Origin of the sequence: Neobacillus niacini (genome assembly GCF_023715415.1) — a bacterium.
Classification (GTDB): Bacteria; Bacillota; Bacilli; order Bacillales; family Cytobacillaceae; genus Neobacillus; species Neobacillus niacini_C.
On sequence record NZ_JAMBOB010000005.1, the window covers coordinates 460,921 to 485,041 of the forward strand.

General features: G+C 37.5%; 32 protein-coding genes. 30 read left to right on the top strand and 2 right to left on the bottom strand.

Annotation, left to right across the window (positions count from 1 at the left end; all coding sequences use genetic code 11):
• The first annotated feature begins 20 nt into the window (after positions 1–20).
• A complete protein-coding gene (locus M3189_RS14355) occupies positions 21–905 on the top strand; it encodes a patatin-like phospholipase family protein (RefSeq protein WP_251634735.1) in 885 nt (294 codons plus the stop codon).
• A 41-nt stretch (positions 906–946) separates the two neighbouring features.
• Here M3189_RS14355 and M3189_RS14360 read toward each other — a convergent pair whose 3' ends face one another.
• Positions 947–1,339 (bottom strand): SA1362 family protein, encoded by a 393-nt coding sequence (locus M3189_RS14360; RefSeq protein ID WP_251634736.1) that lies wholly within the window; start codon positions 1,337–1,339, stop codon positions 947–949.
• Between the two features lie 331 nt (positions 1,340–1,670).
• On the opposite strand from M3189_RS14360, the gene M3189_RS14365 reads away from it, so the two are divergent.
• The 16 genes from M3189_RS14365 to M3189_RS14440 all read left to right on the top strand — a co-directional run bounded on the left by M3189_RS14365 (position 1,671) and on the right by M3189_RS14440 (position 14,020).
• Positions 1,671–2,168, top strand: coding sequence for a YqhR family membrane protein (locus tag M3189_RS14365; RefSeq protein WP_251634737.1), 498 nt, complete (start codon positions 1,671–1,673; stop codon positions 2,166–2,168).
• A gap of 101 nt (positions 2,169–2,269) precedes the next feature.
• Entirely contained in the window at positions 2,270–3,331 is a 1,062-nt protein-coding gene (locus tag M3189_RS14370; RefSeq protein WP_251634738.1) for a M24 family metallopeptidase, read from the top strand.
• A 20-nt stretch (positions 3,332–3,351) separates the two neighbouring features.
• Positions 3,352–3,912: an elongation factor P gene (gene efp / locus M3189_RS14375; protein WP_251634739.1), complete on the top strand. Its 561-nt coding sequence runs from the start codon at positions 3,352–3,354 to the stop codon at positions 3,910–3,912.
• A 419-nt stretch (positions 3,913–4,331) separates the two neighbouring features.
• On the top strand, positions 4,332–4,781 hold the full coding sequence (locus M3189_RS27165; RefSeq protein ID WP_353057427.1) for a PCYCGC motif-containing (lipo)protein: 450 nt from the start codon (positions 4,332–4,334) through the stop codon (positions 4,779–4,781).
• A gap of 10 nt (positions 4,782–4,791) precedes the next feature.
• A complete protein-coding gene (locus M3189_RS14385; protein WP_251634740.1) occupies positions 4,792–5,445 on the top strand; it encodes a c-type cytochrome in 654 nt (217 codons plus the stop codon).
• 313 nt (positions 5,446–5,758) lie between these two features.
• A complete protein-coding gene (locus tag M3189_RS14390; RefSeq protein ID WP_251634741.1) occupies positions 5,759–6,823 on the top strand; it encodes a hypothetical protein in 1,065 nt (354 codons plus the stop codon).
• Between the two features lie 14 nt (positions 6,824–6,837).
• On the top strand, positions 6,838–7,302 hold the full coding sequence (locus M3189_RS14395) for a cytochrome c maturation protein CcmE (RefSeq protein ID WP_251634742.1): 465 nt from the start codon (positions 6,838–6,840) through the stop codon (positions 7,300–7,302).
• 15 nt (positions 7,303–7,317) lie between these two features.
• Entirely contained in the window at positions 7,318–9,300 is a 1,983-nt protein-coding gene (locus tag M3189_RS14400) for a heme lyase CcmF/NrfE family subunit (RefSeq protein WP_251634743.1), read from the top strand.
• 1 nt (position 9,301) lies between these two features.
• A complete protein-coding gene (locus M3189_RS14405; RefSeq protein WP_251634744.1) occupies positions 9,302–9,805 on the top strand; it encodes a cytochrome c-type biogenesis protein in 504 nt (167 codons plus the stop codon).
• Between the two features lie 12 nt (positions 9,806–9,817).
• Positions 9,818–10,195: a hypothetical protein gene (locus M3189_RS14410; protein ID WP_251634745.1), complete on the top strand. Its 378-nt coding sequence runs from the start codon at positions 9,818–9,820 to the stop codon at positions 10,193–10,195.
• Entirely contained in the window at positions 10,192–11,187 is a 996-nt protein-coding gene (locus tag M3189_RS14415) for a hypothetical protein (RefSeq protein ID WP_251634746.1), read from the top strand. The genes M3189_RS14410 and M3189_RS14415 overlap by 4 nt, the downstream gene beginning before the upstream one ends.
• Positions 11,188–11,210: 23 nt before the next feature.
• A complete protein-coding gene (gene ccmA, locus M3189_RS14420) occupies positions 11,211–11,915 on the top strand; it encodes a heme ABC exporter ATP-binding protein CcmA (RefSeq protein ID WP_251634747.1) in 705 nt (234 codons plus the stop codon).
• Positions 11,915–12,589, top strand: coding sequence for a heme exporter protein CcmB (locus tag M3189_RS14425; protein ID WP_251634748.1), 675 nt, complete (start codon positions 11,915–11,917; stop codon positions 12,587–12,589). The genes ccmA and M3189_RS14425 overlap by 1 nt, the downstream gene beginning before the upstream one ends.
• 3 nt (positions 12,590–12,592) lie before the next feature.
• Positions 12,593–13,354 carry a cytochrome c biogenesis protein gene (locus tag M3189_RS14430; RefSeq protein ID WP_251634749.1) on the top strand — a complete coding sequence of 254 codons (762 nt, stop codon included), beginning with the start codon at positions 12,593–12,595 and terminating at the stop codon, positions 13,352–13,354.
• A gap of 13 nt (positions 13,355–13,367) precedes the next feature.
• Positions 13,368–13,493 (top strand): CcmD family protein, encoded by a 126-nt coding sequence (locus tag M3189_RS14435; protein ID WP_095247147.1) that lies wholly within the window; start codon positions 13,368–13,370, stop codon positions 13,491–13,493.
• A 20-nt stretch (positions 13,494–13,513) separates the two neighbouring features.
• Positions 13,514–14,020: a TlpA family protein disulfide reductase gene (locus tag M3189_RS14440; protein WP_251634750.1), complete on the top strand. Its 507-nt coding sequence runs from the start codon at positions 13,514–13,516 to the stop codon at positions 14,018–14,020.
• Positions 14,021–14,069: 49 nt separating this feature from the next.
• On the opposite strand, the gene M3189_RS14445 is transcribed toward M3189_RS14440, so the two are convergent.
• Positions 14,070–14,744: an SIMPL domain-containing protein gene (locus M3189_RS14445; protein WP_251634751.1), complete on the bottom strand. Its 675-nt coding sequence runs from the start codon at positions 14,742–14,744 to the stop codon at positions 14,070–14,072.
• Between the two features lie 140 nt (positions 14,745–14,884).
• Between M3189_RS14445 and spoIIIAA the strand changes: the two genes are divergently transcribed.
• The 13 genes from spoIIIAA (at position 14,885) to folD (ending at position 24,117) form a co-directional block, all read left to right on the top strand.
• Entirely contained in the window at positions 14,885–15,808 is a 924-nt protein-coding gene (gene spoIIIAA, locus M3189_RS14450) for a stage III sporulation protein AA (protein WP_251634752.1), read from the top strand.
• Complete coding sequence (gene spoIIIAB, locus M3189_RS14455) at positions 15,809–16,324, top strand: stage III sporulation protein SpoIIIAB (RefSeq protein ID WP_251634753.1); 516 nt, start codon at positions 15,809–15,811, stop codon at positions 16,322–16,324.
• A gap of 11 nt (positions 16,325–16,335) precedes the next feature.
• Positions 16,336–16,539: a stage III sporulation protein AC gene (spoIIIAC, locus tag M3189_RS14460; protein ID WP_007084610.1), complete on the top strand. Its 204-nt coding sequence runs from the start codon at positions 16,336–16,338 to the stop codon at positions 16,537–16,539.
• A gap of 172 nt (positions 16,540–16,711) precedes the next feature.
• Positions 16,712–17,101 carry a stage III sporulation protein AD gene (gene spoIIIAD, locus M3189_RS14465; RefSeq protein WP_095247152.1) on the top strand — a complete coding sequence of 130 codons (390 nt, stop codon included), beginning with the start codon at positions 16,712–16,714 and terminating at the stop codon, positions 17,099–17,101.
• Positions 17,102–17,137: 36 nt separating this feature from the next.
• Positions 17,138–18,337, top strand: coding sequence for a stage III sporulation protein AE (gene spoIIIAE / locus M3189_RS14470; protein ID WP_251634798.1), 1,200 nt, complete (start codon positions 17,138–17,140; stop codon positions 18,335–18,337).
• Between the two features lie 11 nt (positions 18,338–18,348).
• Positions 18,349–18,966: a stage III sporulation protein AF gene (spoIIIAF, locus tag M3189_RS14475; RefSeq protein WP_251634754.1), complete on the top strand. Its 618-nt coding sequence runs from the start codon at positions 18,349–18,351 to the stop codon at positions 18,964–18,966.
• A gap of 4 nt (positions 18,967–18,970) precedes the next feature.
• Entirely contained in the window at positions 18,971–19,621 is a 651-nt protein-coding gene (gene spoIIIAG / locus M3189_RS14480; RefSeq protein WP_251634755.1) for a stage III sporulation protein AG, read from the top strand.
• Between the two features lie 15 nt (positions 19,622–19,636).
• On the top strand, positions 19,637–20,191 hold the full coding sequence (locus tag M3189_RS14485) for a SpoIIIAH-like family protein (RefSeq protein WP_251634756.1): 555 nt from the start codon (positions 19,637–19,639) through the stop codon (positions 20,189–20,191).
• Between the two features lie 133 nt (positions 20,192–20,324).
• Positions 20,325–20,837, top strand: a complete 513-nt coding sequence (gene accB / locus M3189_RS14490; RefSeq protein WP_251634757.1) for an acetyl-CoA carboxylase biotin carboxyl carrier protein — start codon at positions 20,325–20,327, stop codon at positions 20,835–20,837.
• Between the two features lie 14 nt (positions 20,838–20,851).
• Positions 20,852–22,207, top strand: a complete 1,356-nt coding sequence (gene accC / locus M3189_RS14495; protein ID WP_251634758.1) for an acetyl-CoA carboxylase biotin carboxylase subunit — start codon at positions 20,852–20,854, stop codon at positions 22,205–22,207.
• A gap of 17 nt (positions 22,208–22,224) precedes the next feature.
• Positions 22,225–22,632 (top strand): Asp23/Gls24 family envelope stress response protein, encoded by a 408-nt coding sequence (locus M3189_RS14500; RefSeq protein WP_251634759.1) that lies wholly within the window; start codon positions 22,225–22,227, stop codon positions 22,630–22,632.
• Positions 22,633–22,832: 200 nt separating this feature from the next.
• Complete coding sequence (gene nusB / locus M3189_RS14505; protein ID WP_251634760.1) at positions 22,833–23,231, top strand: transcription antitermination factor NusB; 399 nt, start codon at positions 22,833–22,835, stop codon at positions 23,229–23,231.
• Positions 23,232–23,262: 31 nt separating this feature from the next.
• Positions 23,263–24,117, top strand: a complete 855-nt coding sequence (gene folD, locus M3189_RS14510) for a bifunctional methylenetetrahydrofolate dehydrogenase/methenyltetrahydrofolate cyclohydrolase FolD (protein WP_251634761.1) — start codon at positions 23,263–23,265, stop codon at positions 24,115–24,117.
• The last annotated feature ends 4 nt before the right edge of the window (positions 24,118–24,121 follow it).

Consider the following 24,121-nt stretch of genomic DNA (forward strand, 5'->3'; position numbering starts at 1 on the left):
TTACCTTAGGAGTGGCTGCCATGAAAATAGACGGTGTTTTTTCTGGAGGAGGAATAAAAGGGTTTGCCCTTATTGGGGCCATTCAAGAAATTGAAAATAGAGGTTTCCGATTCGAAAGAGTTGCAGGGACCAGTGCAGGGTCAATTGTTGCCGCATTTATTGCAGCTGGTTATGGTAGTAGTGAAATGGAGCAACTTCTTGATGAATTGGATTTAACAAATTTTCTTGATGCTCGTAAAATGATTATACCTTTTCCACTGGCTAAATGGTTGTTTGTTTATTGGAAGTTGGGATTATATAAAGGCAATGAATTAGAAAAATGGATCGAAGAAAAATTAGCCGCAAAAGGCATAAGAACCTTTTCAGACTTACCTCCTCAAAACTTAAGGATTGTTGCCTCAGACCTTTCTAACGGCAGGTTGCTTGTATTGCCAGATGATTTGGTGAAATATGGTATTGCTCCTGGATCCTTCTCCATTGCAAAAGCTGTAAGAATGAGCTGCAGTATCCCATATTTTTTTGAACCTGTGAAAATGAAATCGATGGATGGGGTAAATGTTATAGTGGATGGCGGGGTATTAAGCAATTTCCCGATGTGGCTCTTTGACAGAGAAAATCTTCAAAAAGTAAGACCAGTCATTGGAATTAAATTAAGTGCAAATGAGTATGAGCATGAAAAGCATCAAATCAAGAATGCGGTTCAATTATTTGGTGCTTTATTTGAAACGATGAAGGATGCGCATGATTCACGTTATATTTCAAGAAAGCATGAAAAGAATATCATTTTTATCCCTACTGAAGGTGCGTTGACAATGGAGTTCCATTTGACAGAGGAAAAGAAACAAGAGCTTTTTCAATTGGGTCGAAATTCCGCACAAAATTTTTTTAAGACTTGGTGTTATTAAAGGTTTGTATTTCCATAAATAAAATAGAAAAAATCGAGCGCTTATAAAGACGCTCGATTTTTCTTTTTGCCTTTTTTACCATCGATAACTGTTAAGTGAACAGGGGATTTCTTTTTAGTCATTTTACTTCTCTTTAAAGAAGTTAGTGAACCAAAAGATGTACCTTTTGTAGATTGTTCGCCGCCTTTAGTTTGTAGCCTTTTTTTCGATTTCTTAGCTGCTTTGATAAAGGCCTGCTGCTCTTTATTCCTTGGATTCGACCTGCGAATTAGTCTGAAAACAAAATAAATGACTAAACCAACCAATGCGAACACTACGATATTCTTAAGAAAACCAATAGGATCACTTGTAAATGATGCAACAATGCCAATTATTCCTAAAACAATAACACTACCAACCAAAGGAACGGAAATCCGATTTTTCAAGAAAGCCACCTCCCTAACAGCATCTTAATCATTTTCTTAATTTTTTAAACTCATAAATAATAATGTTTTTAATATTTTATTCAGCTTATTGCTGTAATATAAACACTCTTCAACTAGTTCTTTCGTATTGCATGCAAAAGATAGAAAGGTTTAAATTGTAGGATGTAAAAAATTGTTTGTACTTACTATTTAATTCTACTTCATATATGAAAAAACCTCTAGGATGACATAATATTTCCAATTAAAAATTTTATTCTATGCAAGGGATTAACGTGGGTAGGGCATAATAATGCTGATTACATATTGGGCAAGTCAATAATTTTACTGGAGGAATTTATATATGGGTAAAAGTCCTGAAAAATCAAAATATCCAAAACCTATGTCTTTTGTTACTGTCGTATTTTGGACAGGATTATTTGGAGGTCTATTTTGGGGGACTGTTGGTTTTTTTGCATACTACTTCAATTTCACTGAAATTCGTCCTAATATCATACTAGGTCCATGGGCATTAGGGGAATGGAAAAATGAGTGGCTGGGGACTGTCATTTCAATTATATTACTTGGGATTTTATCGGTTGGTGGTGCTTTTGTATATTCGATTGCACTAAAAAAATTCAACGGTATATGGTTGGGATTAGGCTATGGTATAGCACTATTCTTGATTGTGTACTTAGTATTGAATCCCGTTTTTTCAGAAATGAAGCCATTTTTAGAATTAAGTCGTAATACCGTCATTACTTCAATTTGTTTATATTTGGTTTATGGCCTATTTATTGGTTATTCCATAAATTATGAGTATGAAAATAATCATATGGAAGAAAATGAGACAGCCTCTTAAAGCTTTATTAGTCTTTATGGACTGAGATGTGTTAAAATATTTTTGATATTATGGAATAAGGCAATTTTACTGCTGGATTACATATGGGAGAGTGGGAGAAGATGGGAAAGATAGATAAATTAAGATCAAGTTTTTCTACATATGGAATTGATGGTTTCCTAATTACAAGTCAATTTAACCGTCGCTATATGACAAACTTTACTGGTTCGGCTGGGGCAGTTCTCATAAGTGCTGATAAGGCACAATTTATTACGGACTTCCGTTATGTTGAGCAAGCTTCCAACGAATGCGAAGGTTATGAAGTTGTTAAAATGACCGGTACACTTGTTGAAGAGGTTGCTAAACAAGCAAAAAAACTTGGGATAAAAAAACTTGGGTTTGAAGAGGATCATCTAACATTTGCTACTTATAAAGCTTATGAAAAAGAAGTGGAAGCAGAACTTGTTCCTGTTTCAGGTGTAATTGAAAAGTTACGCTTGATTAAGACAGAAGCAGAGATTAAGATATTAAAGGTAGCAGCGGATATTGCCGACGCTGCATTTAAGCATATTTTGGATGTTATTCGTCCAGGAAAAACGGAGCTGGATGTGTCCAATGAGTTAGAGTTCTTTATGAGAAAAGCAGGAGCAACATCTTCTTCTTTCGATATTATTGTTGCATCAGGGAATCGTTCAGCTCTCCCACATGGAGTTGCAAGTGACAAAGTCATTGAAAAAGGAGATTTTGTAACCTTAGACTTTGGTGCCTATTATAACGGTTATGTTTCAGATATAACAAGAACAGTATCAGTAGGAGAACCTGAAGCAAAACTGAAGGAGATTTACGAAATTGTTCTTGAAGCACAGCTAAGAGGAATGGCTGGAATAAAACCTGGAATGACCGGTAAAGAGGCAGATGCACTTACAAGGGATTACATAACGGAAAAAGGTTATGGAGAGTACTTTGGGCATTCAACAGGTCACGGTATTGGTCTTGAAGTCCATGAAGGTCCAACGCTTTCTATGCGTTCAGATATGGTTTTAGAACCAGGCATGATTGTTACGGTTGAACCAGGTATCTACATACCAGGCCTTGGCGGGGTTCGGATTGAGGATGATACTCTCATTTCGAAAGACCATAACGAAGCTTTTACTCATTCCACAAAAGAACTTATTATTTTGTAATAGACATAGGAGGATATAATATGAGTATTTCTGTTAATGATTTTAAAACTGGTCTCACCATTGAAGTGGATGGCGGACTATGGCGCGTACTTGATTTCCAACATGTAAAACCAGGTAAAGGTGCGGCATTTGTTCGTTCTAAGCTTCGTAACCTGCGTAATGGAGCAATTCAAGAAAAAACATTCCGTGCTGGTGAAAAAGTTGAAAAAGCACAAATTGATAATCGTAAAATGCAATATCTATATGCAAGTGGTGATCAGCATATCTTTATGGATATGGAATCATACGAGCAGGTTGAGCTGCCAGCAAACAATATCGAATATGAATTAAAGTTTTTAAAAGAGAATATGGAAGTACACATCATGATGTTTAACTATGAAACACTTGGTGTAGAGCTGCCTAATACAGTTGTTCTAGAAGTTGCTGAAACAGAGCCAGGTATCAAAGGTGATACTTCTTCAGGTGGAACCAAATCTGCAACTCTTGAAACAGGACTTACCGTTCAAGTTCCTTTCTTCGTTAATCAAGGTGATAAATTAATTATCAACACTACAGAATCATCCTATGTTTCTCGTGCATAATTAACTCAAAGAACTAAGACCGAAATACCCGGGTCTTAGTTTTTTTATTTAGGCTGTGTTAAATTAGGCTGTTGATTTGCGCTCCACTAAGGAATGCTTCCGGGAATAATCACCACAGGGACAGGCGGTCTTTGCCTGTCACGAGGGCGCTATGCTTTCCGCGGGCTCGCCCGTGAGCCTCCTCACAGCTTCGCTCCTGCGGGGTCTCACTCAGCTCGTGCATCCCGCAGGAGTCAAGCGCCCTTCCGCTCCAATCAACAATTTCCATTAACACAGCCTTTGTTTATAATGAAAGGTTTATTACTTTCTCTATTGTGAAAACTTCACTAAATAGTAATAATTAGTTTCTATTATGGTGAATAGTTTTTGCTAAAATTAAGTAGAATCGAAAACATATAAACAAAAGGGGTGACACAACAATGAAAAAAATTCTCTCTCTCTTGTTTCTCTGTATGGCTATCGGTCTACTAGTAGCAGCCTGCGGTAACTCCAAAGAGACGAATGTGACATTAGATAAGAAACATTTACCATTACCAGATTATGTTTTAAACTCTTCTGATTTAGTTCAGGAAACATATGCTATGGTATCGAACTACCCAGAAGTAGTAGCAGGTGTTCCTTGTTATTGCGGCTGTTATGCGCAAGATGGGCATGAAAGTAACCTGGATTGCTATATTGATTCATTTGGAGAAGACAATGCCGTTACCGGCTGGGACTCAATGAGTATATCCTGAGACGTCTGTATAGATATCGCCCGGGAGGCGGTAGAAATGCATTTAGACGGTAAAAGCCCTAAGAAAATATATGACCTAATCACTACAAAGTATCAAGATTTTGGGGAGCCTACTCCGACGCCAGAACCTAAGTAAGGGATAACCTATGAAAAAAATACTATATGGCCTTTACATCGTTATAATAATTGGGATTATTATTTGTATCGTTAATAGCGATATTTTTACAAGTAAGAATAGTGAAGCAATTGCAGCAGGTGAAAAGATTTATAACAAGCAGTGCTTGATTTGTCATGGTGAAAATGGCAAAGGTGAAGGCAAAAATGCTGGTACAGCTATTAATAATCAACAATATTTGAGTGCTTTCAGTGACAAAGACATTTTCAATAGTGTTAAATTTGGCAGAGAAGGTACAGGAATGCCTAGCTATGGACCAAGACTTTCAGAGGACGAATTAAATAATGTTGTTGCTTATGTAAGGAATTGGCAGTCTGAAGAAATCGATTTTGAGGTTCCTAAAACAATTGCAGGTAATATTGTAAATGGTGAAAAACTATATAATTTATATTGCCTTAACTGTCATGGCGAAGCGGGCAGCGGTAAATTAAAGATGGGAACTGCTCTATCAAATCCACAATTCTTGAAATTTACTACCGATAAGCAAATTTGGATTGGTACAGCATATGGCCGTGATGATACAAGAATGGCAGCATCATTGAAGGGCCTAGATGGAGTAAGAGAGCTTGAGAAAGAAGACATTACGGATATTGTGACCTATATACGTTCGTTAGAAGCGAAATAACAAAAACCCTGGATCTTCGGATTCAGGGTTTTTAGTATCTACTAAATTAACAAAACGTTCATTTTCTAGTCAATTAGGTATATAGGTTAGGGTTTATAGTACTAGATGGGATATATAAAAAACAGGGGGATATTTATGGAAAATGGATAAATGTGAACATTCTGTGGGCATTTTTTGACAAAAACGCAACGTTTATACCTCATTTACAAAATGTTCATAAGTGAATCAACTATACATAGATGATTAATATTATATTTATTTCAAAGAGGGCTATAGTGAAAATAGATTCTTTAGGAGCTCAAGGAGGATTAACATGCTTAAAAATAAGTTGCTGGCTTTATTTGTAATTACTTCATTTTTATCTAGTTTTATTATTTCAAACGCTAAGGCCGAAACAACCTTTCAGCCAGAGAAGTTTCCTTATACTGAAATGCAAATTCAGGTAATGCCAGAGTTTGATTACCCAGAAGGTTGGGAAAAAGATACCCCATCTTTACTTGTGGGACAATATGGAACTTTTACAAACAAAAGCGGGCAGGATTTTGATGGGAAGGTAGAATTAGCTGTTCCAGCTGGTGAAAAAGGCTTCCAAGCGTACTTAGTTGCTGAATTTCCAGAAGACAATAAGCCTGAAGTACAACGGCCATTTGATGTAGATAAAGAAAAGGGAACGATTTCTTGGAAACCTTCAAAAGCAATTAAGAATAATGAATCATATAGATTCGTTGTCGAGTACTATACGAGCTCAGTGGATGTAAAGGATAAAAGAAGCTTTACATACGAATATAGCAACCCAACAGAGATTGGAACACTAGACGTAATCTTCTATGCTCCAATGGAGGCAAAAGAGATCACACTGGAACCTAAGGCACCAAATAATACAAAAAGTGAATATGGGGAAGAGCTGTTCTACTACCAATACAAAGATGTAAAAGTGGGAGAAAGCTATAAATATTCATTTTCCTATCAAAAAGATGGTTTCAAATCAACTTTAGATGCTATTAATGAGAAACAACCACCTAATGATGAAAACCATACTGGTGTTACTGGTACGGCAACAGATCAAATTTCTGGTGGATCAGGTGGATCCACTAAAACAGATGGAAATCGCCCGCTAATTGGGATTGGTGGTGCAGTCGTTATTGGAATCGCCATCATCATAGCTGGTGTGTTTGTTTACTTAGGATTAAAAGGGAAATCATATTCTACGACTAAAGCACCTAGTTCTAAAGCAGTAAACCAACACCCAAAAAAGCAGCAAAGTAAAAAAGAAACGAAGTCAATTAGTGTTGATGATAAAAAGGAATTACGTAAAAAGCTTTTAACTGGAAAGATTGATCAAGAGACGTACGATGAGGAAATGAAAAAATTAATCTAATGGGGTGAATAGGTGTGAAAAAGAACACAATCGTAATGCTTGGTGGATTTATTATCGCAGGGGCAATCGTTTTCTTACTTATGGCAGCTACACCAGGATCAAGCGGTATCGAATTAACAATGAAAGATCTCTTGGCTAACCAAGAAAAACATAAAGATGATTTTGTAACAGTAGAAGGACTATTAATCGAAGAATCTATTAAATGGAATCCAGATAAAATTGAATTGAAATTTGATTTAGAAGATAACGAGGGAAACCTTATGCATGTTATCCATAACGGCACAAGGCCAGATAACTTCTCTGAAGGTGTTATTGTTATTCTCCAAGGTGCACCTACTAAGAAAAATACATTTGTCGCTGAAACAGTTAAAACAAGATGTCCTTCTAAATATGAGGGTGAAGATGTTGAAAACTATGATCCTGAAGCACATAAAAAACTATTAGATCAGCCACCAACAGAACCAGAAATTGCAAAATAATAAGAAGGTGACGATATGTACTTATTTGCTAACGCAACAATTTATGTAGGCTTAGCGCTTGCAATCTATTCACTCCTCATCATCACGCTGGGGATTAGCACCAAAAATCAAAAATTAATTAATAGTGGTAAGGGTGGAGTAATAGCTATCCTAGTTTGTGCTTCCATGGCCATGCTTTCCTTATTTTACTTGCTAGCTACTTCCCAATTTCAATATGAATATGTTACTGATTATACCAGCAGTGAGCTTCCAATTATTTATAAACTTACAGCATTATGGGCTGGGAATTCAGGCTCATTGCTGTTGTGGACTTTCTTCCTAGTTCTTTATACTGTAATGATTGCCTTCTCACGCAAAATGAGAGGAAATCCGATGGTTCCGTATATTTCAGCCATTCTATTAGGAAATATCGTATTCTTCTTTTTAATCCTTGGATTTGTTGCTAAACCGTTTATACTGTTGGATCAAGTTCCAATTGAAGGTCATGGATTAAACCCAATGCTGCAAAATCCGGGAATGATTATCCATCCAGTTACACTATACCTAGGTTATGTTGGACTTGCCATTCCATTCGCCTTCGCAATGGCAGCACTATTATTGAAAAATGTTGATGACTTCTGGATTAAAATGACTAGACGATGGACGATTATTGCATGGTTGTTCTTAAGTCTGGGTAATATCTTTGGCGGCCAGTGGGCATATGTTGAGCTTGGCTGGGGCGGTTACTGGGCATGGGATCCCGTTGAAAATGCCTCCTTTATGCCTTGGTTAACGGCAACTGCGTTCTTGCACTCAGTTATGATTCAAGAGCGGAAAAACATGTTAAAGATTTGGAACATAAGCTTAATCATTACTTCTTATGCATTAACATTATTTGGAACATTCCTTGTTCGGAGTGGTGTTCTTACATCGGTTCACGCATTTGCTAACTCAAATCTAGGATTATACTTCCTAATCTTTATGGGTGTAATGGTCATTGGAGCATTGTATGTCTTAATGAGCCGTTACAACCTACTTAAACGTAGTGCAGGTGAGTTTAACTCCTATATTTCAAAAGAAAGTAGTTTCTTAATTAATAACCTATTGTTGGTGGGAGCGGCGTTTGGCGTATTCTGGGGAACAGTATTCCCATTAGTATCAGAAGCTGTACGCGGTACGAAGGTTACAGTAGGGATGCCATTCTTTAATACCGTTCAAGCTCCGATTCTATTATCTATGATGTTTGTAATGGCGGTATGTCCATTACTTGCTTGGCAAAGGTCATCATTAAAAAACTTAAAGAAAAACTTCTTGATTCCAGCAATTCTTGCTGTTACAGCAATGGCTTTAATGGTTGTACTTGGAATACAAAAAGCCTGGGCAGTAATCGGCTTTGGAGTGATCGTTCTTCTCTTAATCACTCACTTCCTTGAGTTTTACCGTGGAGTAAAAGCAAGAAGGAAAATGACAAATGAAAAAGTCTATCTATCACTCTATCGCTTAATGACTAAAAACCGCCGCCGTTATGGAGGGTATATGGTTCATATTGGGATAGCGTTTATCGCAATGGGAATAATCGGGTCACAAAACTATGACGTACAAACTATGAAAACTGTAAAATTAGGAGATTCCATCGAACTGAAGGATTACCGTATTAATTACGAGCGTCTTGATCAGAAAAAAGAGGGTATAAATGATATCGTTTATGCGGAAATGACAGTATTCAAAAACGGTAAACGAATCGGAAATATCCAGCCTGAAAAAGTTTTCTATGGCAACTGGGATCAGCCATCATCAGAAGTTGGACTAATCACATCCTTAAAAGAGGATTTGTATGTTGTATTAAGTGATTGGGAGAATGATGGAAAAGCAACCTTTATTGTAAAAATTAATCCAATGATTGCTTGGCTATGGATTGGATCTTTTATGATTGTTATCGGCTCACTGTTTGCTGTGTGGAATGGAAAATATCAAAATATTACTCCAAGATACACAGGAGTACGCAAAGAGGTGTCTTAATATGAAAAATAAATTTTATATTGGACTCCTCCTAATTGCCTTTATTTTTCAGGCATCAATTTTTCAAGTAGAAGCAAAAGAGTTTGACTACAAATCTAAGGAATTCGAAGCAGCCGCATCTCAATTTATGTGCACATGCGGCTGTGGTCAAGACCACTTTGAATGCGATCCTAAGACTTGTAATCTCACCATTGGCTTTAAGGAAGACATCGTTGAAATGATGAATAAGGGCTGGGATAAAGACAAGATTCGTGAATACTATGTCAATATTTATGGTGAAGAAATTTTAACAGCTCCAGAAAAAAGCGGATTCAGTTTAGTTGCTTGGGTAATGCCTTTTGTCGCTTTGGCTATTGCAGGTGCAGCGATATTCTTTATCATTCGTAAATGGGTGAAGAAAAAAGGAAGCGAGGAACTATCCGCAGACAACGAAATCGAAAAGGATGAAGTGGAAGAAGAAATCCTCTCATCTATGATTGAAGAAGAACGCAAAAAGTATCTTTAGGATGTGAACATAATGCAAGAAATCTCGATCATTTCAATGATATTTACCGCAGCCCTTGTGCTCGTTTGTTTATTTCTCGTCCTTGCACCCATCTTTTCTTGGAATTCATATTTAAGTTTTGCGAATAAGGGTCAGGATTCCGCTACCAATAAAGAAGTGCTTTTATCCACTCTAAATGAACTAGAGTTTGAATACAAAATGGATAAAATTTCACATGTAGATTACAAAAATCTAAAGAAGCAATATGAATCCCAAGTAGTCAGCATTATGAAGGAAGAGGAAGAGCAAATAACATCTCAAACAGTTGACAAGGATTTAATGGCTGAAATAGAAAGCGAAATTGAAGCGACTATGAAGAGTCATAAGAATAATAAGGGGGGAGGAAAGTGATTAAGAAAGTCACCGTTTTCCTTCTCGGACTGCTGCTGCTCATTCCATTAAATGGAATGGCAGCAGGGGAATCAGCGATATCCGTTGATATGCATTACCTAGTCGTCAGCCCTGCAGAAGATGGTTCAACTAATATGATGAATATGGTGAACTATACCAATACTTCAGCAGAGGAACTTAAAGGGGACGGCAATGGTGAAGCAGTACTAAATGTTACTATTCCGACAGGAGCAACAGGGTTTACCTTTTTAGATAATAAAATTGCCCAAAAACAGGTCGATACAGGATTCATCACAACAGACCCTATCCCAGCCAATCAGACAATTGTTTTGCCATACAGTTACAGAATTCCAAAGGGTGAGGAAATTAACCTGAGCTTTGACTATCCTGTACAAATGATGCAAATTCTTGTTCCAGAGGGAATGGGCAGTATTGAATTTAAGAACATTACAGCAACTAATCAAGGCCTTTTCAAGATGGATGATCAAAATTATCAGGGATACAGTGTTGAAGGCATCCAAGCAAAACAAGCCTTTACAATGATTTATGACAAAGATAAACAGCCATCTGCAAGTGCTGCTTCAGGCTCTACTGAACAAGGTACAAGTGAAACTAGTGGAAGTGTAACAAAAACAGCACCTGCCTTCCATAATCCTGGTCATCTTCGCATGTGGTCACAATCTCCTCTGCGCAGTTGGGATCCACATGTTTTCTTAATTGTAATGGCTGCTATTATTATTGCAGCGATGTCTTATTTTGCTTACTTTAGAATGAAGGCGAGAGCGGAAGAGAAAAGACTTGGTGCTGACAAGGAAGAAAATGCATTTAAGAATTTAATGGCTAAGCAAAAAGCGATTATGGATAAAATCCTCGAATTAGAAGAAAATTTCGATGAGGGAAATATGTCAGAAGAGGATTATCAAGCCAAACTGTCTGCATATAAGCAGCATTTAGTTCAAGTTAAGATGAATTTACGCCAATTTGTAGAGTAACGTCGGAATGCGAGGGATACTTGATGATTGAAATAAAGAAGCTTACAAAGCAAGCCGACAATAAGTTAATTCTTCGAGGTGTGGACCTATCAATTAAGCAAGGTGAAACGGTTGCTATTCTTGGTCCAAATGGAGCGGGTAAAAGTACACTTTTAAAAGTACTGGCAACATTAATAAAGCCTACTTCAGGCCATGTAAAGATTAACGGATTGAATCTTAAAAAGGATCATATAAAAGTAAAAAAACTGTTTGGGTATTTACCGCATTCCAGCTTACTCTACGATCATTACACACCACTAGAGAATTTATTGTTTTTTGGTGAGCTGTATGGCGTCAAGGACGTTGAAAATAGAGCAAGACAATTGGTAAAAGAAGTAGGATTGTCATTCTTTATTAATGAACCAGTTAAGAATTTCTCCCGAGGGATGATTCAGAGGATTGCGATAGCAAGGGCCATTATCCATGAACCGAAAATCATGCTTCTAGACGAACCGCATACTGGATTGGATCAAGGTGCGATTACGATTCTAAATAATGTTGTTCTTTCCATGAAAGAAAAGGGATGTACCACATTAATGGTTACTCATGATTTCAAACAAGCAGCTGAAATCTGCGATCGAATTATTATTGTGAAGAACGGAAAGATTGCTGATGATTTTAGCATTAATAATAAATCATTAGGTTTAGTTTCTGAAAAATACGAGGCTTTAGTGGAGGGAGTATTGTAATGTTTAGAGCAGCCCTCACAATTGCAAAAAAAGATATTTATTCTGAACTCAGAACAAAACAAGTTTTGGGTACGATGATTATATTTGCTGGGTTAGTCATCTTAGTCCTTAGCTTTGCTTTTGATCCAGCCAACAATACGACAAAAGCAGTGATTCCAGGTGCTGTCTGGATCATAATTGTATTTTCGGGAATCTTAGGCCTTAATCGCTCGTTAGTATCTGAGCAGCGGAATGATACGATGCATGGTTTATTGGTTGCACCAATGGAGGCCTCTAGTATTTATTTGGGCAAATTCATGGCAAACTTCTCGATGATATTAATAGTAGAAATTGTAGCAGTTCCTTTCCTATTTCTACTATTTGATTTTAAAGTGAATGGCAGTATTTTATACTTTATTTTAGTATTGTTTGTTGGGAGTTTTGGATTTATTGCCATTGGAACTTTCTTGGCCGCATTAGCTTCCAATTCCAAGAGCAGTGAGATGCTATTGCCGCTTTTGCTCTTCCCAATGACAAGCCCAGTATTAATTGGTGTTACCCAAGCAACAAAAATTATTCTTACTAATATGGAGAAATTACCGAGTGCTATTGCCTGGCTGCAATTGGTCGCTGCCTATGATGTAATTTTCTTTGTACTATGCTTTTTACTAATTGAGTACGTTCTGGAGGTTTAAAAGATGAGTATGAATCTTGAAAGAGAAAAGGCGTCCTTCGAGGTAGCAGATTGGGCTCCGATAAAAATTTCACTGCTTACCAAAATATTATACGGTGGCATGGTAGTGACCATGTTAGCGGCATTCTACTTTATTTTTCTTTATGCAGAAATTGAAAAGACAATGGGAGCTGTACAAAAGATATTTTATATGCATGTTCCATCAGCATGGGTAGCATTTTTAGCCTTCTTTGTAACATTTGTTTTCAGTATATTATTTTTAATCAAACGCAAACGAATTTATGACACGTATGCTTACGTATCTGCTGAAATTGGCGTTGTATTTACAATCATTGTATTAACAACAGGTCCTATTTGGGCAAAGTCTTCATGGAATACATGGTGGGCTTGGGAACCACGCCTAACGACAACACTTATTCTTTTCTTCCTTTTTGTAGCCTATTTGATGGTTCGTCAGATGGATGGTGTTTGGGATAAAAAAGCTAGATTAGCTGCAGTATTTGGAATTATCGGATTTGCAGATGTTCCAATCGTATTCTTTGCGATTCGCTGGTGGCAATCTAAATTTCATCCAATCGTATTCGGAGATGGTCCATCACAACAAGGCGGTGGAATAGCACCAAGTATGCTTGTTGCTTTATTAGTGACGATTACGGCCTTTACTTTCCTTTATGCCTACCTTCTTCATAAAGGAGTATCCTTTGAAAATATGAAACTTAAAGTTGACCAGTACAAAGAAAAATTACGTGAAAGATTAGAAAACTAGGAGGAATTTTATTATGGAATTCATGTATGGAGCCTATTCAGTTGTTTGGTTAGTTATTTTTGGTTATATGCTTCTTATTGGAAAGCGTCATAGCAGCCTGAAAAAAGATATTGAGTTTTTAAAACAACTAGATAAATAGGGTTGTTAGGAGGAAGCATGATGAGCAGACGAGTCATAAATTTACTCGTATTGTTTCTTTTAATTGGAATGTTTGGCTTTTTTGGATATAGTTTGGCTAGTAAAGGTGACAATACCGATGTTGGTGACCAAGCTTATAATTTCGAACTCCCAAATTTAGATGGAACCAATACGAAGCTCTCTGATTATAAAGGCGAAGTAATCATCTTAAATTATTTTGCATCTTGGTGTAAACCATGTGTGGATGAAGCTCCAGAACTTGAGGCATTTGCAAGGGATTACGGCGATAAATACCGATTAATTATGATTAACAAAGGTGAAACCATGGACCGAGTGAAAAAGTTCCTCGAAAAATATAATACGCCTGCGGTCTATGTATTTGACTACAATTCCAAAATTGCAAAAAAATATAATGTTACCGGGCAGCCAGAAACGTTTGTCATCGATAGACAAGGAGTAATAAGAGAGCATTACAATGGTCCCGTGACATCAGCACAATTATATGGAATGGTAAAGAAGTATGAGTAGGAATATAAAAGAGGATTGGACCACTATTTCTGTGGCTCAATCCTTTTTTTTATCCACCAATAGGATGATAGTTATATACTGCTGCAACACTTGCTTTAATTTGAAGCTGTCCAGGTAGAATCTGTGGTGAGCTGGCTCCTTTTGCAAACGCAACTTGATGGCTCTCAAAGGGCTGAATCACGTCTATGCCCTCTGTTACAAGAATGGGCGTGGGATTGAGTGTTACTCTTATGGTATTAGCGATGGTTTTTGCTTTGCTGCTTGCATTGTTTAAAGCCATTACAAGTGCTTGTTGATAATAAGTTTCTTTGTACCTCGTTGTAAATTGAACATTAGCAACATAGTTCGCTCCGTTCTGAACCGCAGTATCTACAACTTTTCCTAAAATAGATAAATCATCGATTTTCACTTCCAAGATGTGTGTTACTTTGTATCCTCGAAATATTTGTTTCCCTTGGTCATAGTCATAATTGGGTTCAATTCGATAGTCAAACGTTTGTATTTGATTTCTATCAATACCTAAAGCAATGAGAGAATCAATCACCTTATTTCCTACAATAGAATTCTGCTGCTGTGCATCAATTAATTCTTTGCCCTCAGTTACTACTCCTAGATTAACAGATGCCGTATCTGGCTGAACGGCAATTTCACCTTCCCCCTTTACTTTTATTACATTATTCCGTTGAGGTAGATTATTACGGTATCCAGGGTTTTGAATGTGCATGAAATTTCCCCCTCATTAATATTCTTACTACATAAATTACGTATTACTTTATGAAGTATTCCTAGCAATCTAGTCATATTGCGTCACGAAAGGCATACATTTTAAATAATGAGACAAGCAACAAGCAAGGAGGAAGATATGTGGAAACAATCCTAAAATTCTTACCAAAAAACATTGCAGATCAAATTAGTAAAATCCCTCCTAGTCAAAAAGAAGAATTGGAAGAAATCAGAATTCGTATCGACCGCCCAATAGAAATTACGATGAAAGGAGCGCCACAGTTTCTATCGTACATTATTCGGCAAGAAGATGCTTTTCACTTATTAAATAAAATCAGCCAATTCTCGATTTATACACTTGAGGAAGAGTTAAAACGGGGATATATAACAGTTTCAGGCGGCCATAGAATTGGACTAGCAGGAAAGGTCATCCTTGAAGAAGGAAAGGTAAAAGCGATAAGGGATATTGCTTCTTTTAATATCCGGATTGCAAAAGAAAAGATAGGTATTGCAGAGAAGCTTATCCCTTTTATTTTCAATAGCTCTTGGAACCATACGATGATTGTTGGTCCACCGCAAACGGGAAAAACAACATTGTTACGGGATATCGCCAGAATTATTTCATCTGGAAATCATGAAAAAAGGATTCAAGCATCTAAGGTAGGAATTGTAGATGAACGCTCTGAAATTGCTGGATGCGTAAACGGAATTCCTCAAATGACGTTTGGGCATCGGTTAGACGTGCTTGACGCCTGCCCAAAAGCAGAGGGAATGATGATGATGATTCGATCAATGAGTCCAGATGTATTAGTTGTGGATGAGATTGGCCGAATGGAGGACGCACAAGCCATTCAAGAAGCTGTCCACGCAGGTATAAAACTAATCATGACTACGCATGGAACAAGCTTAGAAGAAGTGAAAAATAGACCTTCACTAAAATCTATTATCGACCAAAATATTTTCCAGCGGTTTATTGTCCTTAGCAGGGCTCATGGCCCGGGAACGATTACACATATTTTGGATGGTAATGGAAAACAACTTAGTCAAAAAGTGAGAGTGACGTAAATGGTTAAAATCATTGGTGCCATTTTTATTATTCTTGCTACGACTTGGACAGGATTTGAAGTTGCCAAACATTTAAGTGAACGACCAAGACAGCTTAGGCAATTAAGATCTGCTCTTCAATCGCTTGAAGCTGAAATCATGTATGGCCATACCCCTTTGCATGAGGCAGCAAGGAGATTGGCGGCACAATTATCCAAGCCATTATCCTCCTTCTTTGAAGGTTTTGCAAAGAAACTCACAGATACGGAAACAACAGTAAAGGATGCTTGGGAGGACAGCTTGAAGGAGGTTTGGAAGCATACGGCTTTTAAACAAGGTGAATTTGAGATTATGAAACAATTTGGGGAAACCCTGGGTCGGCATGATCGCTTTTCCCAGCAAAAACATATTATGCTAACTCTTTCCCATCTCGAAAGAGAAGAAGCGGACGCAGTTGAAAGCCAAGCAAAATACGAAAAGATGGTGAAGAGTTTAGGGTTCTTTTCAGGGTTATTACTGATTATTTTATTAATTTAGGGGGAAAAGCAATGGGCTTAGAAGTGGATATTATTTTTAAAATAGCCGGTGTGGGAATAGTTGTAGCATTTTTGCACACAGTTCTTGATCAGGTTGGGAAAAAGGAATATGCCCAATGGGTTACTTTATTTGGTTTTATTTACATTTTGTTTCAAGTTGCTTCAATTGTAGATGATCTCTTCCAGAAAATAAAATCTGTCTTCTTGTTTCAATAAGGCTCTTTTCTTAAACAAAAATTAATGATAAAAAAGCATAAATTATATTAGAAAAGAGCTTGCAAACTAAATTCAATGCGCTAAAAAACATATTTCCACGTTAAAATCGGCTTTAAGATTTTAACAACAATCGTTAAGAAAATAACCTTCAATAAGAAAGGAGGGCTTTGCCATTGAGATTATTAAAATAGTTGGAGTGGCTCTCGTCGCAACCTTCCTTGCCTTAATAATAAAGGAGCAAAAACCTAATTTCGCCTTCCTGTTAATTGTATTTGTAGGCTGCAGTATTTTTTTGTTTTTAGTCGATAAAATCTATGAAATTATTCATATGCTTGAAAAGCTGGCGGTAAATGCCAATGTGAATTTAGTTTACGTAGAGACTATCCTTAAGATTATTGGAATTGCTTATATTGCAGAGTTTGCCTCTCAAATTACAAAGGACGCAGGTCAGGGTGCAGTAGCTTCAAAAATTGAACTTGCTGGAAAAGTGTTAATTCTTGCGATGGCCATTCCAATTTTAACGGTCATGATAGAAACGATAATCAAGCTGATTCCTAGCTAGAAAGGTCATTTCTTTGAATAAATGAGGTGAAAAATGATGAAGCAAAGGCTGCAGATTATTCCCATTATTATTCTATTAATTATGTTTTTTACTTCAACAAGTGTACAAGCTAACGAAGAAGTGAATAATGCCTCCACACCTCTATCGCCACAGGAATTAGTAGACGCACAGCTTAAAAACATGGATTTAACAGAGCTTAAACAATATTGGGAGGATATTCAAAGTGAATACGGCGGCTTCCTCCCAGAAAGCCAGAAAGGAAGTTTGTATGATTTTGTAAAGGGTGATAAGAAATTCTCTTTCAAGGATTGGACTGGGGGAGTGCTTAAATTCCTATTTCATGAATTTGTTGTAAATGGTAAATTACTTGGTTCTTTAATCCTTCTTACTATTTTCAGCATGTTTCTTCAATCAATGCAAAATGCTTTTGAAAGCAGCACGATTAGTAAAGTTGCCTATTCTATTGTTTATATGGTTCTAGTGATTATTGCTCTTAATAGTTTTCATATTGTCATAGAGTATACCAATGAAGCAATTGGAACCATGATTTCCTTCGTGCTTTCACTGATTCCGCTCTTATTAGCCTTGATTGCTTCTTCAGGAGGAATCATTTCCGCTGCTTTCTTTCACCCAGTGATATTGTTTTTAATGAATATCAGCGGGACGTTTATGCAGTATGTCATCCTTCCGCTGCTTTTTTTGGCCACTCTTTTGAGCATTGTGAGTACGATGTCCGACCAATATAAGGTGACACAGCTAGCGCAGCTGCTAAGGAATTGGAGTATTGGCTTAATGGGGCTTTTCCTGACTGTTTTCCTTGGAGTTATTTCCGTTCAGGGTGCTTCAACAGCGATAACAGATGGGGTTGCTATCCGTACGGCAAAATTTGTGACAGGTAACTTTATTCCTGTCATTGGCAGAATCTTTACTGATGCGGCGGACACTGTAGTCAGTGCCTCGGGATTGTTGAAGAATTCTGTTGGAATAGCGGGTGTCGGAATCCTGCTCATCATTGTTGCTTTCCCTGCCTTTAAAATCTTAATGATTGCGTTTATTTATAAATTTGCTGCTGCAATTTTACAGCCATTAGGCGGAGGACCCGTTATTAAATGCCTAGATATTATTAGCAAAAGCGTTATTTATGTTTTTGCAGCACTCGGTATCGTCTCTCTCATGTTCTTTTTAAGTATTACCGTTATTGTTGCAGCAGGGAATCTAACGATGATGATGAGATAGGGGAGAACGTTATGGAATTTTTAATAGAATGGGTAACAAATATTATTCTTTTTATCCTCTTGGCAACCGTTATTGATATGCTGCTTCCAAATACCAGTATGCAAAAATATACAAAAATGGTTACGGGGCTTCTGCTAATAGCGATAATCCTTACACCTATTTTTAAGTTAATCTCTAAAGATTTTGAAACAGCGATGGCTCAGATTCCCTCTTTCCAGGATCCAGGGAAAAAAAATATGGAAAATTTAATAGAATTGCAGAAAAAAGAAATACAAGCCTCCAATCATGCATATATTTTAGAAACAATGGCTGTCCAGCTTGAAAAGGGAGTAGAAGAGGAGTTGATGGAACAATTTGGTTTGGAAATTGCAAAAATAGAACTAACAACCCAGGATGATAGTCAAGAATCATTCCCTGAAAATCTCGAAATGGTATTAGTTCACCTTAAGCAGCCTGAAACAAAAGTTACAACCGTCGAAGCCATTCAACCAGTTAGCATTGATACAGAAACGCCTCTTCCATCTAAAGAACAAACAGAGGAATCAGAAAAAGTCGCCGCATTTCTTTCGCAACAATGGAATGTAACCGAAAAAGTAATTGAAGTCTCGGTTGAAGGGGGGATGAAATAGCAGAATGGAAAATAATAAGGGACCATTTTCATGGCTTAAAAACCTAGTCTCAAAGGGAGAAACTTCTGATAAAAAGTCTGGGAAATATCAATATATGATTCTGGTACTATGTATAGGCGCAGCCTTCATGATTGTTGGTAATGTGCTATTCTCGGATAAATCAGCTCCACTTGACAGTAAGGCAGTAACCGCAAGCCAGTCAGAAACGTCAGAGGTTGAGGCTTTTAGCTTAAAGAAAGATTCAAATAATAAAACAATTTCTGGTTATGAAGAAGAATATGAGAAACAGCTTAAGAGGGCACTGGAAGAAATGCTGGGTGTAGACGATGTAATGGTAATGGTGAATATTGATTCAACAGACAAAAAGGTGCTTGAGAAAAACACAGTGACAAAATCTCAGACAACAGAGGAAAAAGACAACGAGGGTGGAGAACGGAAGGTTCAGGATACTTCCACGGATCAGCAATTAGTCATTATTCGTGAAGGCGAGAAAGAGGTGCCCATTGTGGTTGAATATCAAAAACCAGCCATTCGCGGGGTGCTAGTAGTAGCGAAAGGTGCAGAAAATATTCAAGTGAAAAAATGGATTATTGAGGCAGTAACAAGAGCGTTAGACGTACCTAGCCATCGCGTTTCCGTTATGCCTAAAAAATAAAAGGGGGATTTACGAATGCTATTGAAAAAACAAACAGTTTGGTTATTAACAATGTTAAGTTTGGTGGTTGTATTATCGGTTTATTACATTACCTCGCCTGAACCAAAAAGCAATGAACTTGCAGCAGTGAAGCAAGAAGAGAAGGCTGAACAAAAAGAAACGAAAACGGATACTGAAGCTAAGGATGGCGAAACCATTATTTCACAAGTTGCAGGCGATGAAGAATTTGAAGCACTTCGTTTGGAGCTTCAAGATGCGCGCAGTGAACAAAAAGAACAATTAAACACTGTTGTGGCAACAACTGATTTACCTGCGGACCAAAGAAGTGAAGCTGTTGATCAAATGCAAAAGCTATCTGAAATTGCAAAAAAAGAAGAAATGCTTGAAACATTAATTAAAGCCATGGATTATGAAGATGCATTAGTGAGAGCTGATGGTACAACTGTTAAAATTATTGTGAAGTCCAAGAAGGAGTCTTCTAAATCAGAAGCAAATGCGATTATCCAAATGGTTAAGAAAGAAATTGGAGAAACTAATTTTGTAGCTGTAGAATTCCAGCCGACTAAATAAATCAAACAAAAAGGAAAGCCAACGGCTTTCCTTTTTTTAGAGGTTTGATAAGAAGAATATTGAACTTCAATAAGGTATTAGCGTATAGTATTAGTAGTTAGTCTTAATTTATGTAGGACAGGGAGTGTTCAGATTGTTAAAAGTACAAGAAATTCGTGAATTAATTAAATTAGTTGACCAGTCCAGTATTGACGAATTCGTATATGAAAATGAAGGTTCAAAAATACAAATGAAAAAGAATACTGGAACAACAGTAACTACTGTACAATCATTACCACAAGCATTAGGTGAGGTTGTCCCTGTATCTCAACCAGCAGCACCAGCTGCAGTATCCGCAGCACCTGTGCAAGTAGAAAAGCAGGAAGCAGCTAACAATGTTGCAGCGACTCCAACTGATACATCCAATTTACACAAAATCACTTCCCCAATGGTAGGGACTTTTTATGGCTCACCAACACCGGAAGCAGATGCATATGTAAAAGCAGGTTCAGTTGTTACAAAGGATTCTATCGTTTGTATTGTCGAGGCAATGAAGTTATTTAATGAAATTGAAGCTGAAGTTAATGGTGAGATTGTTGAAGTTCTAGTGAAGAATGGCCAATTAGTAGAATACGGGCAGCCATTATTTTTAGTGAAGCCAGAATAAGGAGCGATAACAGGATGATAAAGAAACTGTTAATTGCAAATAGAGGAGAAATAGCAGTCAGAATTATTCGTGCTTGCAGGGAGATGGGTATTGAATCTGTTGCCGTTTTTTCCGAGGCCGACCGTGAAGCTCTTCATGTACAGCTTGCAGACGAAGCCTATTGCATAGGACCAACATTATCAAAAGATAGTTACTTAAATGTGACAAATTTAATTAGTGTGGCAAAACTTACAGCTTGTGACGCCATCCACCCTGGATATGGTTTTCTAGCTGAAAACGCAGATTTTGCAGAGCTTTGCCGTGAATGTAATATTACCTTTGTGGGGCCTAGTCCTGAGGCGATTACCAAAATGGGTACAAAAGATATTGCAAGGGAAACCATGCGTGATGCAGGGGTTCCAATTGTACCAGGTTCAACCGGAATCATTAATGATATCGATGAAGCGCTCGAGCTTGTAAAGAGAATACAATACCCCGTAATCATCAAAGCAACTGCTGGCGGAGGCGGTAAAGGTATCCGTGTTGCAAAAAATGAGCAGGAACTCGTTAAGGGTATTAATATTACACAGCAAGAAGCTCTAACGGCTTTTGGTAATCCTGGCGTATACATAGAAAAGTATATTGAGGATTTCCGTCATGTTGAAATACAAGTTCTGGCAGACTCCTACGGAAATACTGTCCATTTAGGAGAAAGGGACTGTACGATTCAACGGAGGCTGCAGAAACTATTAGAAGAGTCTCCTTCACCAGCATTAGATGGAGAAATTCGTGAAGAAATGGGAAATGCTGCCGTAAAAGCGGCAAAAGCAGTTGATTATTCAGGTGCAGGAACGGTAGAATTTATATATGACTACCGCAATCGTAAATATTACTTTATGGAAATGAATACAAGGATACAGGTGGAGCACCCAGTTACTGAAATGGTTACAGGTATTGATCTTATTAAGGAGCAAATTCGAGTTGCTTCAGGCGAAAAACTAACGGTAAAGCAACAGGATGTTACGTTTACAGGCTGGGCAATTGAATGCCGAATCAATGCAGAGAACCCTGAAAAGAACTTCATGCCTTCAGCAGGAAAAATAAATATGTATCTGCCTCCTGGTGGTTTTGGTGTTCGAATTGATTCAGCAGCGTACCCAGGCTATACGATTCCACCTTATTATGATTCTATGATTGCAAAGGTCATCACATATGGTACTAGCAGGGAAGAAGCAATCTCACGAATGAAACGTGCGTTAAGCGAATTTGTGATTGAGGGTGTTCATACTACCATTCCGTTCCATTTAAAATTGCTTGAGCATGAAAAGTTCGTAGAGGGACAGTTTAATACGAAATTTCTTGAGTTACATGATGTGATGGAATCTATCTAAATCTGGAGGTGTACTTTATGAGCGAGTATAATGTACTGGAAATGAATCAAGGTAACAGTGGCCACGGCAAAGTTGAAATTGCACCAGAAGTTATTGAAGTCATTGCAGGTATTGCTGCTTCCGAGGTCGAGGGAGTTGCACAAATGCGTGGGAACTTTGCAACAGGTGTAGTTGAACGCTTGGGGAAGAAGAACCACGGTAAAGGTGTTAAGGTGGAATTATCGGAAGAAGGAATTACAGTTGACGTATACTGCTTAATGAAATTTGGGGTATCAATCCCAACTGTAGCAGGGAAAATACAAGATAACATTCGTCAAGCACTACTCAACATGACAGCTCTAGAAGCAGAAGCAGTAAACATACACGTTGTAGGTATCTCATTCGAAACCCAAAAACCAGAACCAGAAATAGAAGAAGAAATCTAAACGTATGACCAGAGGAGAAATCCTTTGGTTTTTTCTTTTTTACGGTTATTAGTATACAGCTTCTAGGTAAAAATAAGGTATTACAGTGCGAATCAATTTTAGTTATGCTATTATCTTTTTATGTGCAAAACAATATCATACAATTGTTGTATGAAAATAGACAAAAATTAATTATGATCTCTAAAGGAGTTAACGGTATAATGAAAAGAAGAACAGCAAGGGAAAAGGCGCTACAAGCTCTTTTTCAAATCGATGTAAGTAATACAGAGCCAGCTTCTGCAATTGAACATGTCTTAGAAGGGGAGTCAGGAGATGACTACCTAACTAAGCTTGTGTTGGGAGTGGTTGAACATAGAAATGAAATTGATCCATTAATCATAGTAAACCTTGAAAAATGGACGATGGATCGTTTAGCAACTGTAGACAGAAACTTGTTAAGGCTAGCCGTTTATGAATTGAAATATTTCCGAAATGAAACACCTGAAAATGTTATTTTAGATGAAGCAATAGAAATTGCAAAAATATACGGAGATGAACAATCCAGCCGATTTATTAATGGTGTACTATCAAAGGTGAAACAGCAGCTGATTAGCGAATAAATAGATTGCCTACTACTGGAGGGGAAACATTATGACTGCAACGATTATTGATGGTAAGGAAATAGCCGCAAAGAAAAAAGTAGAAATTGCTGAGGAAGTAAAAAAGCTAAAGGAAAAAGGGGTAACACCAGGACTTGCTGTCATTCTGGTGGGGAATAATCATGCGTCTAGAACATATGTAACAAATAAAGAAAAAACTTGTCGAGAACTTGGTATGCACTCTGTGCTCATTGAGTTACCGGGAGAGGCTTCTCAGGAAGAACTTCTGTTAAAAATCGACGAGTTGAATGAAGACCCGGCAATCCACGGTATTCTTGTACAACTACCGCTGCCAAAGCATATTGATGAAATTAAAGTTATTGAAGCTATCTCACCATTAAAAGATGTCGACGGATTCCATCCCATTAATATTGGAAGAATGATGACCGGTCAAGATGCGTTCTTACCGTGCACTCCTTATGGAATCATGGTCCTCTTAGAAGAGACTGGTATATCCGTTGCTGGCAAACATGTAGTTGTTGTAGGGAGAAGTAATATTGTTGGGAAGCCAGTCGGTCAGTTATTTCTTAATCAGCATGCAACTGTAACGTACTGTCATTCACGGACAAAGGATTTACAGGCTCAAACATCACAGGCTGATATCCTTGTTGCGGCGGTTGGTATTGCTAATTTTATTAAAGCCAATCATGTAAAAGATGGTGCAGTCATTATTGACGTTGGGATAAACCGAAATGAGGCTGGAAAGCTTTGCGGTGATGTTGATTTTAATGAAGTGGTTGAAAAAGCCGGTTATATTACTCCAGTACCAAAGGGAGTAGGTCCTATGACAATTACGATGCTCATGTATAACACTCTTAAATCAGCAAAAAATACGCTGCGGTCCTAAAAAG

What these genes read in the sequence shown, in the direction of transcription:
- M3189_RS14355 (WP_251634735.1), top strand. Translation starts at nt 21, where the DNA reads ATGAAAATAGACGGTGTTTTTTCTGGAGGAGGAATAAAAGGGTTTGCC.
- M3189_RS14365 (WP_251634737.1), top strand. Translation starts at nt 1,671, where the DNA reads ATGGGTAAAAGTCCTGAAAAATCAAAATATCCAAAACCTATGTCTTTT.
- M3189_RS14370 (WP_251634738.1), top strand. Translation starts at nt 2,270, where the DNA reads ATGGGAAAGATAGATAAATTAAGATCAAGTTTTTCTACATATGGAATT.
- efp (WP_251634739.1), top strand. Translation starts at nt 3,352, where the DNA reads ATGAGTATTTCTGTTAATGATTTTAAAACTGGTCTCACCATTGAAGTG.
- M3189_RS14385 (WP_251634740.1), top strand. Translation starts at nt 4,792, where the DNA reads ATGAAAAAAATACTATATGGCCTTTACATCGTTATAATAATTGGGATT.
- M3189_RS14390 (WP_251634741.1), top strand. Translation starts at nt 5,759, where the DNA reads ATGCTTAAAAATAAGTTGCTGGCTTTATTTGTAATTACTTCATTTTTA.
- M3189_RS14400 (WP_251634743.1), top strand. Translation starts at nt 7,318, where the DNA reads ATGTACTTATTTGCTAACGCAACAATTTATGTAGGCTTAGCGCTTGCA.
- M3189_RS14405 (WP_251634744.1), top strand. Translation starts at nt 9,302, where the DNA reads ATGAAAAATAAATTTTATATTGGACTCCTCCTAATTGCCTTTATTTTT.
- M3189_RS14410 (WP_251634745.1), top strand. Translation starts at nt 9,818, where the DNA reads ATGCAAGAAATCTCGATCATTTCAATGATATTTACCGCAGCCCTTGTG.
- ccmA (WP_251634747.1), top strand. Translation starts at nt 11,211, where the DNA reads ATGATTGAAATAAAGAAGCTTACAAAGCAAGCCGACAATAAGTTAATT.
- M3189_RS14425 (WP_251634748.1), top strand. Translation starts at nt 11,915, where the DNA reads ATGTTTAGAGCAGCCCTCACAATTGCAAAAAAAGATATTTATTCTGAA.
- M3189_RS14430 (WP_251634749.1), top strand. Translation starts at nt 12,593, where the DNA reads ATGAGTATGAATCTTGAAAGAGAAAAGGCGTCCTTCGAGGTAGCAGAT.
- M3189_RS14435 (WP_095247147.1), top strand. Translation starts at nt 13,368, where the DNA reads ATGGAATTCATGTATGGAGCCTATTCAGTTGTTTGGTTAGTTATTTTT.
- M3189_RS14440 (WP_251634750.1), top strand. Translation starts at nt 13,514, where the DNA reads ATGAGCAGACGAGTCATAAATTTACTCGTATTGTTTCTTTTAATTGGA.
- M3189_RS14445 (WP_251634751.1), bottom strand. Translation starts at nt 14,744, where the DNA reads ATGCACATTCAAAACCCTGGATACCGTAATAATCTACCTCAACGGAAT.
- spoIIIAB (WP_251634753.1), top strand. Translation starts at nt 15,809, where the DNA reads ATGGTTAAAATCATTGGTGCCATTTTTATTATTCTTGCTACGACTTGG.
- spoIIIAC (WP_007084610.1), top strand. Translation starts at nt 16,336, where the DNA reads ATGGGCTTAGAAGTGGATATTATTTTTAAAATAGCCGGTGTGGGAATA.
- spoIIIAE (WP_251634798.1), top strand. Translation starts at nt 17,138, where the DNA reads ATGAAGCAAAGGCTGCAGATTATTCCCATTATTATTCTATTAATTATG.
- spoIIIAF (WP_251634754.1), top strand. Translation starts at nt 18,349, where the DNA reads ATGGAATTTTTAATAGAATGGGTAACAAATATTATTCTTTTTATCCTC.
- spoIIIAG (WP_251634755.1), top strand. Translation starts at nt 18,971, where the DNA reads ATGGAAAATAATAAGGGACCATTTTCATGGCTTAAAAACCTAGTCTCA.
- M3189_RS14485 (WP_251634756.1), top strand. Translation starts at nt 19,637, where the DNA reads ATGCTATTGAAAAAACAAACAGTTTGGTTATTAACAATGTTAAGTTTG.
- accC (WP_251634758.1), top strand. Translation starts at nt 20,852, where the DNA reads ATGATAAAGAAACTGTTAATTGCAAATAGAGGAGAAATAGCAGTCAGA.
- M3189_RS14500 (WP_251634759.1), top strand. Translation starts at nt 22,225, where the DNA reads ATGAGCGAGTATAATGTACTGGAAATGAATCAAGGTAACAGTGGCCAC.
- nusB (WP_251634760.1), top strand. Translation starts at nt 22,833, where the DNA reads ATGAAAAGAAGAACAGCAAGGGAAAAGGCGCTACAAGCTCTTTTTCAA.
- folD (WP_251634761.1), top strand. Translation starts at nt 23,263, where the DNA reads ATGACTGCAACGATTATTGATGGTAAGGAAATAGCCGCAAAGAAAAAA.